At 69.8% G+C, this 13,866-nt stretch carries 18 protein-coding genes; 2 read left to right on the forward strand and 16 right to left on the reverse strand.

The features are described from left to right. Window positions 1-12: 12 nt before the first annotated feature. From BLU79_RS02910 to BLU79_RS02925, 4 genes are all read right to left on the reverse strand, one after another. Entirely contained in the window at window positions 13-1,734 is a 1,722-nt protein-coding gene (locus tag BLU79_RS02910) for an urease subunit alpha (protein WP_093903955.1), read from the reverse strand. Continuing rightward, the gene (locus BLU79_RS02915) at window positions 1,727-2,038 is read right to left on the reverse strand and encodes an urease subunit beta (protein WP_093903956.1); all 312 of its coding nucleotides are present in this window, start codon (window positions 2,036-2,038) and stop codon (window positions 1,727-1,729) included. Before BLU79_RS02915 ends, BLU79_RS02910 begins: the two co-directional genes overlap by 8 nt. 13 nt (window positions 2,039-2,051) lie before the next feature. Then, on the reverse strand, window positions 2,052-2,354 hold the full coding sequence (locus BLU79_RS02920; RefSeq protein ID WP_010988499.1) for an urease subunit gamma: 303 nt from the start codon (window positions 2,352-2,354) through the stop codon (window positions 2,052-2,054). Window positions 2,355-2,487: 133 nt separating this feature from the next. Then, window positions 2,488-3,117, reverse strand: coding sequence for a TetR/AcrR family transcriptional regulator (locus tag BLU79_RS02925; protein ID WP_093903957.1), 630 nt, complete (start codon window positions 3,115-3,117; stop codon window positions 2,488-2,490). A gap of 128 nt (window positions 3,118-3,245) precedes the next feature. On the opposite strand from BLU79_RS02925, the gene BLU79_RS02930 reads away from it, so the two are divergent. Further along, window positions 3,246-4,262 carry an ABC transporter permease gene (locus tag BLU79_RS02930; RefSeq protein ID WP_093903958.1) on the forward strand — a complete coding sequence of 339 codons (1,017 nt, stop codon included), beginning with the start codon at window positions 3,246-3,248 and terminating at the stop codon, window positions 4,260-4,262. A 100-nt stretch (window positions 4,263-4,362) separates the two neighbouring features. Here the strand turns inward: BLU79_RS02930 and BLU79_RS02935 are convergent, their stop codons facing one another. Next, on the reverse strand, window positions 4,363-4,641 hold the full coding sequence (locus tag BLU79_RS02935; protein ID WP_093903959.1) for a type II toxin-antitoxin system Phd/YefM family antitoxin: 279 nt from the start codon (window positions 4,639-4,641) through the stop codon (window positions 4,363-4,365). A 424-nt stretch (window positions 4,642-5,065) separates the two neighbouring features. On the opposite strand from BLU79_RS02935, the gene BLU79_RS02940 reads away from it, so the two are divergent. After that, a complete protein-coding gene (locus BLU79_RS02940; RefSeq protein WP_093903960.1) occupies window positions 5,066-5,299 on the forward strand; it encodes a helix-turn-helix domain-containing protein in 234 nt (77 codons plus the stop codon). A gap of 76 nt (window positions 5,300-5,375) precedes the next feature. Here BLU79_RS02940 and BLU79_RS02945 read toward each other — a convergent pair whose 3' ends face one another. From BLU79_RS02945 to BLU79_RS02995, 11 genes are all read right to left on the reverse strand, one after another. Next, window positions 5,376-5,777, reverse strand: coding sequence for a hypothetical protein (locus BLU79_RS02945; protein WP_093903961.1), 402 nt, complete (start codon window positions 5,775-5,777; stop codon window positions 5,376-5,378). Continuing rightward, window positions 5,774-6,235, reverse strand: coding sequence for a hypothetical protein (locus BLU79_RS02950; RefSeq protein ID WP_093903962.1), 462 nt, complete (start codon window positions 6,233-6,235; stop codon window positions 5,774-5,776). The genes BLU79_RS02945 and BLU79_RS02950 overlap by 4 nt, the downstream gene beginning before the upstream one ends. 87 nt (window positions 6,236-6,322) lie before the next feature. Then, window positions 6,323-7,162: a helix-turn-helix domain-containing protein gene (locus BLU79_RS02955; RefSeq protein WP_093903963.1), complete on the reverse strand. Its 840-nt coding sequence runs from the start codon at window positions 7,160-7,162 to the stop codon at window positions 6,323-6,325. Continuing rightward, the gene (locus BLU79_RS02960; RefSeq protein WP_093903964.1) at window positions 7,159-7,695 is read right to left on the reverse strand and encodes a DUF6879 family protein; all 537 of its coding nucleotides are present in this window, start codon (window positions 7,693-7,695) and stop codon (window positions 7,159-7,161) included. The genes BLU79_RS02955 and BLU79_RS02960 overlap by 4 nt, the downstream gene beginning before the upstream one ends. Next, a complete protein-coding gene (locus BLU79_RS02965; protein ID WP_093903965.1) occupies window positions 7,688-7,906 on the reverse strand; it encodes a hypothetical protein in 219 nt (72 codons plus the stop codon). Before BLU79_RS02965 ends, BLU79_RS02960 begins: the two co-directional genes overlap by 8 nt. Before the next feature lie 168 nt (window positions 7,907-8,074). Beyond that, window positions 8,075-8,740, reverse strand: coding sequence for a collagen-like protein (locus BLU79_RS02970; protein ID WP_093903966.1), 666 nt, complete (start codon window positions 8,738-8,740; stop codon window positions 8,075-8,077). Next, window positions 8,737-9,006 carry a Z-ring associated ZapG family protein gene (locus BLU79_RS02975; protein ID WP_093903967.1) on the reverse strand — a complete coding sequence of 90 codons (270 nt, stop codon included), beginning with the start codon at window positions 9,004-9,006 and terminating at the stop codon, window positions 8,737-8,739. The genes BLU79_RS02970 and BLU79_RS02975 overlap by 4 nt, the downstream gene beginning before the upstream one ends. Before the next feature lie 9 nt (window positions 9,007-9,015). Then, window positions 9,016-9,234: a holin gene (locus BLU79_RS02980; RefSeq protein ID WP_093903968.1), complete on the reverse strand. Its 219-nt coding sequence runs from the start codon at window positions 9,232-9,234 to the stop codon at window positions 9,016-9,018. Between the two features lie 5 nt (window positions 9,235-9,239). After that, window positions 9,240-10,061 (reverse strand): N-acetylmuramoyl-L-alanine amidase, encoded by an 822-nt coding sequence (locus BLU79_RS02985; protein WP_093903969.1) that lies wholly within the window; start codon window positions 10,059-10,061, stop codon window positions 9,240-9,242. Window positions 10,062-10,128: 67 nt separating this feature from the next. Further along, window positions 10,129-10,659, reverse strand: coding sequence for a hypothetical protein (locus BLU79_RS02990; protein ID WP_093903970.1), 531 nt, complete (start codon window positions 10,657-10,659; stop codon window positions 10,129-10,131). A 10-nt stretch (window positions 10,660-10,669) separates the two neighbouring features. Next, the gene (locus BLU79_RS02995; RefSeq protein WP_093903971.1) at window positions 10,670-13,858 is read right to left on the reverse strand and encodes an alkaline phosphatase D family protein; all 3,189 of its coding nucleotides are present in this window, start codon (window positions 13,856-13,858) and stop codon (window positions 10,670-10,672) included. Window positions 13,859-13,866 lie beyond the last annotated feature (8 nt).

Consider the following 13,866-nt stretch of genomic DNA (forward strand, 5'->3'; position numbering starts at 1 on the left):
AGAGCCCAGCCATCAGAACAGGAAGTACCGCTGGGCCATGGGCAGTTCGGCCGCGGGCGTGGCCTCCACCAGCTCGCCGTCGATGTGCACGGCGAAGCTGTCGGGATCGACCCGCACGTCGGGCCGCGCGTCGTTCTGACGCATGTCGGCCTTGGTGACCCCGCGCGTCGACTCGATGGCCACGAACCGCTTCCCGAGCTGGAGCCGCTCCGGCAGTCCGTCCTCGATGGCGAGCGGCGCCACGAAGTTGACCGAGTTCGAGGCCGGTGCCCGCCCGATCGCACCGAACATCGGCCGGGGCAGGATCGGCTGCGGCGTCGGGATGGACGCGTTGGCGTCGCCCATCTGCGCGTACGCGATCTGCCCGCCCTTGATGACGAGGTGCGGCTTGACGCCGAAGAACGCCGGCTCCCACAGCACCAGGTCGGCGAGCTTGCCGGTCTCCACGGAGCCGATCTCGGCGCCGAGACCCTGCGCGAGTGCGGGGTTGATCGTGTACTTGGACACGTACCGCCGCACCCGCAGGTTGTCGGCCCGCCCGTCCCCGGGCAGCGCACCGCGCCGTCCCTTCATCACATGGGCGGTCTGCCAGGTCCGCATGATGACCTCGCCGACGCGTCCCATGGCCTGCGAGTCGGACGAGATGATCGAGATCGCGCCCAGGTCGTGCAGTATGTCCTCCGCCCCGATGGTCGACGGCCGGATCCGCGACTCGGCGAAGGCGAGGTCCTCGGGCACGGCCGCGTTGAGGTGGTGACACACCATCAGCATGTCGAGGTGTTCCTCGGCGGTGTTGACGGTGAACGGCCGGGTCGGGTTGGTCGAGCTGGGCAGTACGTGCGGCTCGGAGACGACGGTCATGATGTCCGGCGCGTGCCCGCCGCCCGCGCCCTCGGTGTGGTAGGCGTGGATGCCCCGGCCGGCGATCGCGGCGAGCGTGTCACCGACGAAGCCGGCTTCGTTCAGCGTGTCCGTGTGGATCGCGACCTGGATGCCGGTCTGGTCGGCGACGGTGAGCGAGGCGTCGATGACGGCGGGGGTGGAGCCCCAGTCCTCGTGCAGCTTGAGGCCGAGCGCGCCGCCGCGGATCTGGGACAGCATCGCCTCGTGGGAGACGGTGTTGCCCTTGCCCAGCAGGCCGAAGTTGACGGGGTGGCCCTCCATCGCCTCCAGCATCCGCGCGAGATGCCAGGGGCCGGGCGTGACGGTGGTCGCCTTGGAGCCCTCGGCGGGTCCGGTGCCGCCGCCGATGAGGGTGGTGGTGCCCGAGGCGAGCGCCTCGTCGGCGATCTGCGGGCAGATGAAGTGGACGTGCGCGTCGATGGCGCCTGCCGTCAGGATCCGCCCGTTGCCGGCGATGATCTCGGTCTCGGGGCCGATGACGAGATCCGGGTGCACCCCGTCCATCGTGTCGGGGTTGCCCGCCTTGCCGATGCCGGTGATACGGCCGTCGCGGATGCCGACGTCGGCCTTGACGATGCCCCAGTGGTCGATGATCACGACGCCCGTGATCACTGTGTCGGGGGTGCCCTCCGCGCGCGTGGCTCGCGACTGGCCCATGGACTCGCGGATGACCTTGCCGCCGCCGAACACGGCCTCGTCACCGGCGAGTCCGGGACCGCCGGAACGATCCTCCTCGATCTCGACCAGCAGATCGGTGTCGGCGAGCCGGATGCGGTCACCGGTGGTCGGGCCGAACAGGTCGGCGTACGCGGCACGGGAGATCTCAGGCATCGAGGGCACCTCCGGTCTCCCCGCGCAGCCCGGGCACCACACGGGCACCGGTGAGCGGGACGAGTTCGACGTCGACGGGGATCCCGGGCTCGAAGCGCACGGCGGTGCCGGCGGCGACGTTGAGCCGCTTGCCGCGCGCGGCGGCGCGGTCGAAGTCAAGACCGGGGTTGGCCTCGGCGAAGTGGTAGTGGGAGCCGACCTGGACGGGCCGGTCGGCGGCGTTGAGGACGGTCAGCCGGGTGACCTCACGGCCCTCGTTGTAGACGATCGGGTCCTCGGCGAAAAGGATCTCTCCGGGAATCACGGCGGGCCCCCCGTCAGACGATCGGGTCGTGGACGGTGACGAGCTTGGTGCCGTCCGGGAAGGTCGCCTCGACCTGGACGTCGTGGATCATCTCGGGGATGCCCTCCATGACGTCGTCCCGGGTGAGCAGCTTGCGCCCGGAGGACATGAGCTCGGCGACCGTGCGGCCGTCCCGGGCGCCCTCGAGGATGTGCGACGTGATGAGGGCGACCGCCTCGGGGTGGTTCAGCTTGAGGCCCCGGGCCCGGCGCTTCTCGGCGACGTCGGCCGCCACATGGATCAGCAGCCTCTCTTGCTCGTGCGGGGTCAGTTGCACGTCCCACCTCACAGTCCTCGCTCCGGACCGTGCGGGGTCCGGTTGCCGCAGCCATCCGGGCAAAGTCCCTGGTGGCGTCGATCGGCAGGCTAGTTGGACCGCATTTCAAGCAAGTTAACCGAGCTGTGATCTCTCAGCCGTCCGACGGTGGGGCCGACATGCTCATCAGCCCGCGCAGACCGTTCTGCAGGACCTCCACCGGCGCCGCCCCGAACAGGGCCTGCTGGGCGACGAACCCCTGCACGGTGGCGATCATCGTGCGTGCCACATGGTCCGCGGGGATGTCCGACCGCATCATCGAGGCGTCCTGGTACGCCTCGACGGCCAGCACCCAGCTGTCGCGCAGCTCGGTGTAGACGTCGGTCAGGACGACCGCCAGTTCCTCGTTGCGCACGGTCTCGGCCCACACCTGCATGATCAGCCGCGGGAAGAGCGGCTCGCCCTCGGCGTTCAGGGACGACCACACGCGCAGCGTCCGTCCCATGACCAGGCCGACCAGGATGTCCGGCGGCGGAGGCGGGCTCTGCCGGGTGACGTCGGCGAAGGCCGCGCGGATCTCGCCGAGCACCTCCTTCACGATCGCGGCGATCAGCTCGTCCTTGCCGCTGAAGTAGCGGTACACCGCCCCGGCCGAGAGGTCGACCTCCTTCAGCACGTCCTGCATCGACGTGGCATGGAAGCCGTTGCGCGCGAAGAGACGCGCGGCGCCGTCGAGGATCTGCCGGCGGCGGGCGTCGAGGTGTTCCTGGGATACGCGGGCCATGGTCCACAAAGTAAAACGAACATTCCTTCTTGACAAGGACCGACATCGGCAGGACGGTGGGAGCAGAAGTAAAACGAACGATCCTTCTTTTTAGCGCCCACGCCTCGAGACCCTCAGAGGGAGACCCCATGTCCACCCCCTCCGCCGCACCGCCCGGGAACGCCGCACCCCGGCGCCTGATCGCGGTCGTCGTCCTCGTCCCCGTGCTCGCCGCGCTCGCCCTGTGGGCCTTCGCCTGGCCGGCCGCCCGCACCGCTCCGCGCGATCTGCCGCTCGGCGTGGCCGGGCCGACCGCCGCCACGGCCCAGGTGGAGCGGCAGCTTGCACAGCAGGACGGCGCGTTCGAGATCCACCGCTACGCCGACGAGGCCGCAGCCCGGGAGGCCATCGAGGACCGGACCGTATACGGCGCCGTCGTCGTCACACCCCAGGGGCCCGAGCTGCTGACCGCCTCGGCCGCGAGCCCGACGGTCGCCCAGCTGCTCCAGCAGGCGGTGACCCACCAGGCCGCCGCCGAGGGCACCGAGGTCAGGACGGTCGACGTGGTGTCCGCATCCGAGACGGACCCGCGCGGCGCGGCCTTCAGCGCGAGCGTCCTGCCGCTCGCCCTTGCCGGCATGGCGGCCGGCGCGGCGGTGACCCTGCTCGGGCTGCGCGGCATCCACGCCGTGAGCGCCCTGGTCGGCGCCGCCGCTCTGATCGGCATGACCGCGGCCGCCCTCGCGCACAGCTGGCTGGGGGTCCTCACCGGCGGCTGGTGGGCGGAGGCGGGGGTGCTCGCCCTTTCGACGCTCGCCGTGAGCGCCGCCGTCGCGGGACTCGCCGCACTGATCGGCGCCGCGGGCATCGGCATCGTGTCGTTCGTGGTGATGTTCCTCGGCAACCCGTTCTCCGGGGCGTCCTCGGCTCCGCAGATGCTGCCCGAGCCGGTCGGCACGATCGGTCAGTGGCTGCCGCCGGGCGCGGGCGCGAGCCTGCTGCGCTCGGTGTCGTTCTTCGACGGCGCCGCGGCGACCGGCCCCGCCCTGACGCTGACCTGGTGGGCCGCGCTGGGCCTGGGCGCCGTACTGCTGGGGAGCGCCCTCAAGGCACGTACGACGACCGCCGAGCCCGCACCCGAGCGGGAACTGGCCACCGTCGGCTGACCGTCCGGCCACACCGAACCGACCGTGCACCCCCGCTGTAGCGGACGGGGGTGCACGGTCCTGTCGTTTCGGCCTGTTTCGAAGGAACCGGGAGCCGGCTCTACGAGGGGGTCGGCCCCCGATGCTCGGCCGCGATGCCGAACCGCTGCCGTTCGCGGGGAGCGGAAGCGACCCCGCGGACGCCGGAGACCGCGCTGATCACCTGCTCCTCGACCGGCGCGTCCAGGGCGTCGAGTCGCTCGAGGTCAGCAGCGGAGACGAGGGCGACGAGGGGCTTGCCGTGACGCGTCACGACGACGCGCTCACCGCCGTACACCACGCGATTGATCAGTTCGGCGAGCTCAGCCCTGGCTTGCGTCACCGGAATCTCGTAGGCCATGCTCCCTAGCTTACGTGGCGTCCATGGTGTCCACGAGGTCCATGCGGGACGGCAAACGTCCAGTTCAGAGTTGATTTGGCCGCCGCCTCACACAGGCTCTGTGAGATATGTGTGAGACGGCGGCAGGTTCGAGCAGGGCCCTCAGCGAGCACGACACGGCCCCGGCCGACGGAGGTTTCCGGTCCTCCGCCGACCGGGGCCGACGTGTGTAGACGCTAGCCGGATTCGAACACGTTTTCTAGCAACTCGGCATATGCCTGCGCGACTCTGCCGAGAAAAAGCCCGCCCCGCCGACGGTTTCCGGTCCGTCGACGGGGCGGGCGCCCAAGAGCGCGTGAGCGCATATATCTACCGCATGCCCATGATCGCCAAATTTACCCAGCCAGGTAAAGACTTCCCATCATGATCAATTCAGCGTGGTCGGGTGCCAGACAACCCCCCGCCCCCCTGGGTCCTCACCCGCCAACGGGCCATTGGGGTGCAGATCCGCGAAGCGCGCCGACAAGCCGACCTCACTCAGATACAGCTCGGCGACCGCATCGGCCGTGACCACAAGACCATCAGCCGGTGGGAGAACGCCGTCAGCACCCCTGACCTCCGGGACCTTGTGCTGCTCGCGCACGCTCTGGATGTCACGCTCGCCGACCTCGTACGCTGAGCGGCCGCCCCCGCCGGGGGTGACGGAGGCGACCGCCGTCTCGGCGCCGGCCTTTTGCCGTCCCGGCGCCGAGGCTCTACAGGCGCGTGCCGACCGCGACCCTGTCGTTGCCCGCAAGGACCGGCATCGCCCGCATCAGGATGAGGAGACGGCGCTCGTCCAGCTCCTCCACCGCCGACAGGGTGTGCAGGCCGATGCCCACCATGCCCAGCACCAGGCCAAGGAACGCCCGCTGCGCGTCGTCCAGGCCGAGCCCGTACAGACGGCCCATCAGGCCTTCCCAGCGGCACACCGGACCGTCGTCGCCCTCTATGACGAGCAGGCGGCGCACGCTGTCCAAGGCGAGGATTGTCTCCTCCTCTGCCAGGGCCTGAGCGGCCGCACGACCCCGGTCGAACGTGGATGATGCGATCAGCAGCTCGCCGAGCGTCTCGGTTTTGGCCTCATCTGTCTCGGGCGCGGCCGTAGTCGTCGTCATGGTGTTGCCTCCGTGTGGAGTCGGTACCCACCGGGGCCGAACGCGGCGGCGAGTACGGCTGGATCGGTGAGCTGCCCGGAACCGTCGGGATACGTGATCCACATCCGGCCCCCGACCAGCCAGCGCGTTGGCGGGCAGAGCAGGGTCCAGCCCGCGGGCTGCACCGCCAGCTGGCGCACGTCGGCGAGCTCCTCGGCTGCGTCAGGCGGGATCAGCCACCAGAGCTTGTCGGCTTCGGGGTCGGCGAGGATGGGGCCCCGGTGCTCATCGCGGATGCGGCCGATCAGCAGATAGGCGGTCGCGAGGCGTGCCTCAGCAACCAGCCAGCGTTCGCCCGAGGCGATCGGAGCCAGTGTCTCCTTGGCCCACGCCGCACGGACGAGGTCCGGGTGCGCGGAGCAGTCGGCGAGCCACGCGTCCCCGGCCTCGTACCGCTGGGCGAACTTCGATAGGGCCATGACCAGGACCGTAGGCAACGGGGTTGCCGCAATGCGGCGCGATTTCTCGGGATTTCTCACGCGTAGGCGAGCGGTTCCCGAGGTTGCTCACATCAGCTCAAGAGTGGCCCTCGCCCGGGCGATCAGACGATGCGCCTGAGGCCCGGTGACGGCCACCCGCTCCAGCTCTTCCCACACCGTCCGGTACAGGTCGATCTCGGCCCTGTCCGTGACGCGCAGCTCGGCACCGATCGTCTCCACCATGACCAACTGGTCGTCGAACAGCCAGAAGCCGTGAGTGGGGACCACCGTCATATCCGCCCCCAGGGGCACGATGCCGAGCTCCACAGTGGTCATGCCGAACACTCCGGACAGGCGGTCCAGCTGGCCGGCCATCACCTCACGGGGGCACAGGACCATATGCAGGGCGGACTCCCAGACCAGAAACCGAAAGTCCCGGCCTGGCGCGTAGAGGGCCTGCTGGCGCTGCATCCGCGCGTTGACCCCAGCCTCGATGTCGGGGGGCGTCCGGTGCAGGGCAGTGGTGCGCTCGAACATGTGCCGGGCGTACTCCGCGGTCTGGAGCAGCCCGGGGATGCAGGCGGACTCGAAGTTGCGGACCGTTCCAGCGGTGCCCTCCGTGGCCTGCCACGCCTCCTGGCGTGCGCGTACACCCGCGGCAAGCTGTCGCCGCCACGCGGCGTAGTGGGTCTCCAGCGTGCGCAGCCGGCCCATCAACTCCGTGAGGGCCTCGGGAGTGCCGAGGACGCCGACCAGGACGCGCAGGTCCTCGGCCGTCGGGCTCTGCTTGGCGTTCTCCAGCTTCGACACCTTCGACGGCGGCCAGCCGAGACCCTCGGCGAGCTGCTTACCGTTCAGACCGGCCTCGGCGCGCAGCTCCCGCAGCCGCGCGCCGAGTGCGATCCGGGCCGCCTGATAGTCGCTCACTGGGGAGGCGCGTGCTCCTTCTGGTAGTCCTCGAAGGTGATCGCATGGTGCCATGCCGCGCCCTGCCACTGCACGTGCCGCAAGACGTCCGCCGGCTCGTCGGAGAGCAGGACGCCGAGGAAGCGGTCGTGCTCGCCGAACTGGAGCCGGGCCACAGCCCGGCTGTCAAAGAGCCAGTAGTCGTACGCGGGCAGGCCAAGGGCGCTGGCCTGAGGCCTCGTGAGATAGCGAATGTCCTCGCCTACGGCCAGGTTGTACGGCGTGCCCCACAGCTCGAACCGCAGGTAGTCCGAAGGCGGTTCGTCGATGACGCGAACCCGCTCCACCCGCTTGCCCTTGCTCGTCTCTTCGCGCATCAGGTCCAACCAGGGCTCGAACCAGTCGAGGCCGGGGTCATCGCCCGCGAGGAAACGGCCGTACGGCTCGTCCTCCTCGGGGATGCCGTACGACGTGCGAACCTCCAGCCGGTACGCGGTGTGCTCGGCCTCCCGGAAGAGACGGAGGAATGCTTCGCCGCTGACCAGCTCAGGCACCGGCCACCTTCTCGGCGTGGAGCGCGAACAAGACGGCCGGCACGACGACGGCGTCCTCGCCGGGCTTGACCTTGAGGAGCTGGGCGCGCTTGTCGGGGTCGGTGAGCGAGATGCCCTGGACGATAATGTCGCCCGTCTCGGTGTCGCGGTAGAAGGACGGGCAGCCGCCGCCCTGTGAGGTGTTGCTGCTGCCGAGGAACTCAAGTGCCATGATCTCAACCTTTCGTGGCGGTTGGGGTACTCAGTGTGCTCGGCATGGCGTGAGTGCTGGCGCTGATTGCTCGAAATTTCGCGGATTGCTGTGCGGGTTGGCCGAGTTGCTCGCATCAGGGCATGACGAAAGGCCCCCTCCCGCCCGAAGGCGAGAGGGGGCGTTTGTTCATGGGTACTGGCGGCGGTTCGGGTCAAGGCCCGCGGAAAGCAGTCCGCCGCCGGTCGGCTCCGGATCCGGTGCTCCATCTCGTCGGCAGACCAAGGCGTCGGGGTCCCAGCTTGGCGCCTGGAGGCTGTAGCCGTCAGGGCAGTCGGGTCCGGGCGGTCCCTGCTCCCCTTGCTCGCCGCGCTCGCCCTGGACGCCCTGTTCGCCGCGCTCGCCCTGGGTGCCCGGGATACCAGGCTCGCCCTGAGTGCCCGGCGATCCGGCCGTGCCAGGCGTGCCGGGCGCCCCGTCTTTGCCCGGGGTGCCGTCGGTCCCGTTCTCGCCGGGCGAGCCGGACGCCCCTGGTTCTCCCGGTTCCCCCTGCTCGCCCTGGGCTCCTCGGGCTCCGGGGATGGGGACGGGGACCCGGGTGCGGTCGTCGAGGTCCTCGACGGCCTGGCTCGGGTCGGGCACCTTTGGCGTCTCCCCGGCCGCCTTGACCTGCTCGCGCAGGACACGGACGTCGGAGGCCAGGACGCTCACGGCCGAGCCGCGACGGTCTGCCTCGTCGGCCAGCTGGCTGTACCAAGTCCAGCCGACGACGGCCACACCGGACAGGGCCAGCAGCCAGCAAAAGACGGCGATCCACCGCCAGCGCCCGGCGAGCGCCCGTTCAGCACGGGTCACAGTGGATCGCCTCCCAGGGTGATGACTTGGGCACGGAGGCGGGCGATCGTCACGTAGTCGTCGCCCTGCTGCTTGAGCAGCTCGCCGACCCTGGCGTCGCGCGCGGCCAGCTGCGCGCGCAGCCCGTCGCGCTCCTCCTGAATCTGATCAATCTCCGAGTTCATGCGGGTGGTCGCGAGCTCTCCCCGCTTGCCGAGGTACGCCACCACGCTGCCGGACAGGACCCCAGCGAGCGCGAGAATCGCGCCGATGGTGGTGGCGTCCAAGGTGGCTCCCTACGACAGGCCGCGCGGGGTGTGCTTGGTGACCCAGCCGGACACGAACGTGATCGCCGTGGGGACCAGAGCGAGGACGAACGGAGCCAGGCCCGGATGCATCCAGCTGACCAGCTCGGCGTTGTCGCGCACGGCCTCCAGGCCGCCGAGCAGCGCGGTGCTGCCCACGAACGTGCCGGCGGTCGCCGCGGTGACCTTCTTCTCTACGCGTGCAGCCATGGTGGTTACTCCTTGACGTCGAAGCCGCGGCGCTTGCCGAGCTTGGTGAGGGATGCGATGCCGGGCGTGCCGTCGGCGTCGTCGCCGGACCAGCCACAACGGCGCTGCCACGCCGCGTACGCCGTGACAGTGGCGGTGCCGAAGTGGCCGTCCGCCAGGCTCTTGGAGAGGAGGCCCTCGGCGACGAGCGCGGCCTCCACGGTCTTCACACCGGAATACGAGACAGGCGTACCGGACTTGGGCGGGTCGGCCCTCCGCGCGGCAATGAGCTTCGAGAGGTCCACAACCGGCCGCGAAGGCGTCGACGTGGTCGGCTTGGTGCCGCCCGGCCAGGGCGCCCCCTGCTGCACCCACGCGTACAGCGGGCCGCCCGGGCACGAGGTCGCGTAGCCGTCCTTGTGGCCCTTGATCTCCTTGCCCGCACCGTGCTCCTGGAGGTGCTCGATCGCGTCCCGGATCGCGCCGAGGAGCTCGTCGGTCGGCTCCGTGAGCCCCGAGCTGCCAATCAGGCCGAGGACGGCGTAGTGCGCCTTGTTCAACGGCTGGCTGCCGTTCGCGCCCGTACGGCGGCCGACACCGCGGCCCTCGAGAACGTAGCCGTGCACGCAGGCCGCGTAGTTGTACGCCACGTCCGAGTAGCCCTCGGCGACGTTCGCGAGGTGAGCGACGCGGATGTCCCGCCACAAGTCGATGCACCGCTGGTGGTCCTTCAGCAGGGCCGTGGAGACCGCGCTGCCGGTGTAGTGGACCTTGACGCCCCTGGCCGAGGCCTGGGTGGGGGCTGCCGAGGCGGGCCAGCCCAGTTGCTTACGGGTGACGAGCTGCATGGGCCCTCCGGGGCATGAAGAAGGCCCCGAGCCGTATGGGCGCGGGGCGTGAGGGGTGGGACGAGGATCAGCCGATGCGCCAGTACAACAAGCGCGTCTGGTTGCCGCCACGAAGGATCGTGTCGCTCGCATGGGCCGTGTTCTGCGCGAACTGCATCGTGACCGAGCTGCCCGTGCCGTCCGTGGTGAACGTGCCACGGTCGTAGGCCGAGTGGAAACGGCCGGGCGGCGACGTCGTGTCGGTGCCGCCAGCGATGCGGGCTGTGGTGTTGCCCGGCCGCCTGAAGATGATCAGCGATCCGGTGTCGGCGCTGGTCGTCGCTGCGGTCGCGGCATATCCGGCCGTGAACGAGGCGAGCGGGGCGCCCGGAGCGTTCCATGCCCACTTGAAGTCGCCGCCGTCGACCGCGCTGTAGGAGATGAACAGCTCGTAGGCGAAGAGGGCGTTCGGCTCCGGCGTGAACGTGATCTCCGAGTTGACCAGCGTCGTCGAGTTGTTCACGGTCTGGTCGTTCTGCTGGATGATCAGCCTCGGGTGCCGGGCGTTCATGCCGTCCGCCGTCATCACCTGCCCGGCGAACCACTGGGGGATGGACACGCAAGGCCTCCTACAGGGCGACGGGGGCGGGCTGGGCGAGCGACAGCGCAGTGCCCGCGGCCTGCGGCTTGGCGACTGCGTTGATGCTGCGCGTCACGGTCATGCGCTGCGGGTTGGTGATCTCGAAGTTGTCGTAGGAGAAGACCACCGGCAGCGGGTTGGTGTTCGCGCCGTCCAGCACTGAACGCACCCCAACCGAGCCGGCCGCTGTCAGGGACGTGTCCGTGACGATCGCCTGCCACTTCTCGGGCTCGGCCTGACCCACGCGCCAGGCTTTTGCCCGCAGCGTTGTTCCGGCCAGCTGGAAGCGGACCGTGTAGAACGTGGCCGCCGCGTGCACGCCGGGCACGGTGACCGTCACCAGGTCCGTCTGGGCGCCGGCCACGCGCTTTTGGATGACCAGTTGCAGCGTCTGCGTGGTGGTGAACGCCAGCCGCGCCGCGTACATGTTGCTGACGTCCAGGTACCGGGCGAGCAGGTGCAGATAGTGGCTGCCGCCCGTGGCGAGGACGCTGGTGGCGACGTCGATGCGCAGGTCGAGGTCGGCCGCCGGGGACGGTGTGTGCGTGTACCGGGAGGAGTTGACCGAGCCGAGCGAGTGCAGCCCGACGGAGCCGTTGGTGGAGAAGTCCGACGCCGCAGCGTTGGCGATCGTCCACACCCCACCCGAGGACGAGGTGCCCCACCCGTTGGAGGTGGTGCGGGCGAAGTCGTCCCAGGCGCCGGGCGCGCACGCGGTGACCCGGGCCACCTCCCCTCCGAGGTGCACGTCGAACGGGAACTGGGTGGGCTTCAGGTTCGGTGCGCTGGCCAGACCCGTCGAAATGATCCACGGGGCACGGGGGAAGATGCCGTCTGGCGGCGTGTGCACCGTGAAGCTGGTCCCGCTGCTGGTCACCGCGGTCACCAGCTGGCACGCGGACGTGTCGAGCCGGTTGGGCCGGTTCGGGCCGGCCGAGTAGCCGGTCGCCCGAGCTTCCCGCACGGTGATCTGGTCGGCGTGCCAGATGTTCCCGGCCGCCGGGGTGCCGCCGTGGCGGGCCCGAGGCACGAGCCGGGAGGCGTTCGCGGGCGCGGTGAGCGTCTGCGTGAGCAGCGTCCACTGCCCGGCGGGAACGGCGGTGCCGGAGCCGAGCCCGGACGACAGGAACGTGCCTGCGGCGTTGTGCCAGTCCACGCAGGCCTGGATGTCCGACCAGCCGCCCGGCGAGTACACCCAGCACGAGGCGATGTACTGCTCCCCCGGGATGACCGTGCCCGCCGCGGTGAGCGGTCCGTTGATGCCGCCGGACGCGCTGGACCCGTTCGGGGTGATCTGCGCCGACCAGGCCCCGCCGAACGGCGACATGCCGGGGGCAGCCACGCGGGAGATGCTGCCGTTGTTCGCGGACCAGCCCGTGAGGCTGGTCTCGAAGTCGCCCTGGACGAGGATCTGCGGGGTCGCCAACTGGGCGACGGACCACAGTTTGCCGGGGGTGGCGTTCGATTGGAACGCCCACTCGTACTCCCCGATCGTCTCGCTGTACCCCTCAACGATCAGTTCCACGTCATCCGGCGGCAGATCGCTTGGCGGATTCGTGATCAGCATCTTGTTGCCGAGGCTGGCGGAGGCAACTGGGTCAGCGAGGCCGGTGGTGTTCCCCGCCTTCGCGAGGTCGCTGTGCACCTCGGGGATGCGGGCGTCCGGGCTGGTACCTACGTGGACGCGCCACGATGCCTGGCTGCCGAGCTGGTCATCGGAGGCGACCTCCACGGTGACACTGCCCGGCTTCGAACCGATCGTCGTGGTACCGCGCAGCCCCGTCGTCTGGGTGTAGCGGGCTTCACCGCCCCCCTGCCTCTGCGCGGTCACGTCGTTGACGATGGCCTCGGTGTCCACGGTGGGGCGGAACGGGTCGCGGATGTGCCCACCGGCGTAGTTGAGCGACAGCACGCTGCTGCCCACGCGCACATGCTTGGTGTACGCCTTCCACACCTGGCCGTTGATGTAGCCGGTGCCGGTCAGCGAGAGGGTGTGCCCGTTGTCGGCGACGCGCATCGTGCCGTACTGCTGGCGCCCCTGGTTCTGCCCGACGTCGTAGATCTCCGTGCTGTTGGTGCCGTAGCTGGAGTCCATCGACGCGAACATGAACATCGGGAAGTGCCCGTAGGGGTTGTACGGGCCAGAGCAGAGGGATAGGGCGTGCTCGTCGGCCGTCATGAAGATCATGCGATCGAGCCAGCCGGTGTCGCCGAACATCTGCACCATCTCGGCGCGCTCGTGCTCGAACGACGACCAGGTGTCGGTGCCGCCGATCCACCTGGACGACGACTGCCACACCAGGGCCTCGGCTCCGGTGTCGCGGGCCGTGAGGAGCAGGTTCTCGAACCACTGCTTCTGCGCCGTGCCCAGCAGCGTCTTGGCCGGCCCCTGAGGGTCGCTGTTGGGGTCGCGGAACGAGCGGCTGTCGGTGGCCACGTACAGGACGCGGCCGACCTGCCACGACTGGTAGATGCCGGTGCTGCCCCCGGCAAGCGGGTAGTGCGGCACGCACTCGCGGTACACCAGGTTCGCGGCCGGGTTGCTCGCGACGGTCCTGTTGCTGTCGTTGCCGCCGAAGTCGTGGTCGTCCCAGACGTAGGTGATGGCCTGCCCTCGCAGGAACATCCCCTGCCGCGCGCCCGGGTTGAACCCGAGGTTGAAGTTGTGGTTCTCGTCGTAGGCCTCGCGGAACAGCGCCGGGTCGTTGACGTTGTAGTTGCGGTAGTGCAGGTCTCCGAGGTGAGAGAACCATGTCCAGGACTCGTCGACGCACTGCTGGCGCATGACGTCGAACACCGGGTTGTTGCTGACCTGGTCGGTGATGTACGAGTCGTCCCCGGCGCCGACGAGGCCGGCGTCTCCGGCCGCGCCGAAGATGTAAGACAGCGGCTCGCCGACCGCGCCCGGGTGGGTACGGAACGTGCCCTTGTACGAGTTGTTGAGGCCGCCCGCGTCGACGACGTACCAGTACTGCGTGTCCGGGTCCAGGCCGGTCACGGCGAAGTCCAGGATGCCGTTGATGGTGGCGGTGACCGGGCCGACCGTCGTCGCACCCGTCATGGCCTCGTTGTCGGCCACCAGCAGGGAGCCGTTGGTGGGCGGGGCGGTATCGGCGACCACCCGCACCGAGGTGGAGGTCAGCGCCCCCGACCACACCGACTTGCAGTCCAGCGCCACGTGTTCAC

It is taken from the genome of Streptomyces sp. cf386 (assembly GCF_900103585.1).
Lineage (GTDB): Bacteria > Actinomycetota > Actinomycetes > Streptomycetales > Streptomycetaceae > Streptomyces.

Excerpts from the sequence above, each read along its gene's own strand:
- BLU79_RS02945 (WP_093903961.1), bottom strand. The coding sequence starts at position 5,777 with ATGACGACGACTACGGCCGCGCCCGAGACAGATGAGGCCAAAACCGAG.
- BLU79_RS02985 (WP_093903969.1), bottom strand. The coding sequence starts at position 10,061 with ATGCAGCTCGTCACCCGTAAGCAACTGGGCTGGCCCGCCTCGGCAGCC.
- BLU79_RS02950 (WP_093903962.1), bottom strand. The coding sequence starts at position 6,235 with ATGGCCCTATCGAAGTTCGCCCAGCGGTACGAGGCCGGGGACGCGTGG.
- BLU79_RS02965 (WP_093903965.1), bottom strand. The coding sequence starts at position 7,906 with ATGGCACTTGAGTTCCTCGGCAGCAGCAACACCTCACAGGGCGGCGGC.
- BLU79_RS02930 (WP_093903958.1), top strand. The coding sequence starts at position 3,246 with ATGTCCACCCCCTCCGCCGCACCGCCCGGGAACGCCGCACCCCGGCGC.
- BLU79_RS02910 (WP_093903955.1), bottom strand. The coding sequence starts at position 1,734 with ATGCCTGAGATCTCCCGTGCCGCGTACGCCGACCTGTTCGGCCCGACC.
- BLU79_RS02980 (WP_093903968.1), bottom strand. The coding sequence starts at position 9,234 with ATGGCTGCACGCGTAGAGAAGAAGGTCACCGCGGCGACCGCCGGCACG.
- BLU79_RS02925 (WP_093903957.1), bottom strand. The coding sequence starts at position 3,117 with ATGGCCCGCGTATCCCAGGAACACCTCGACGCCCGCCGCCGGCAGATC.
- BLU79_RS02935 (WP_093903959.1), bottom strand. The coding sequence starts at position 4,641 with ATGGCCTACGAGATTCCGGTGACGCAAGCCAGGGCTGAGCTCGCCGAA.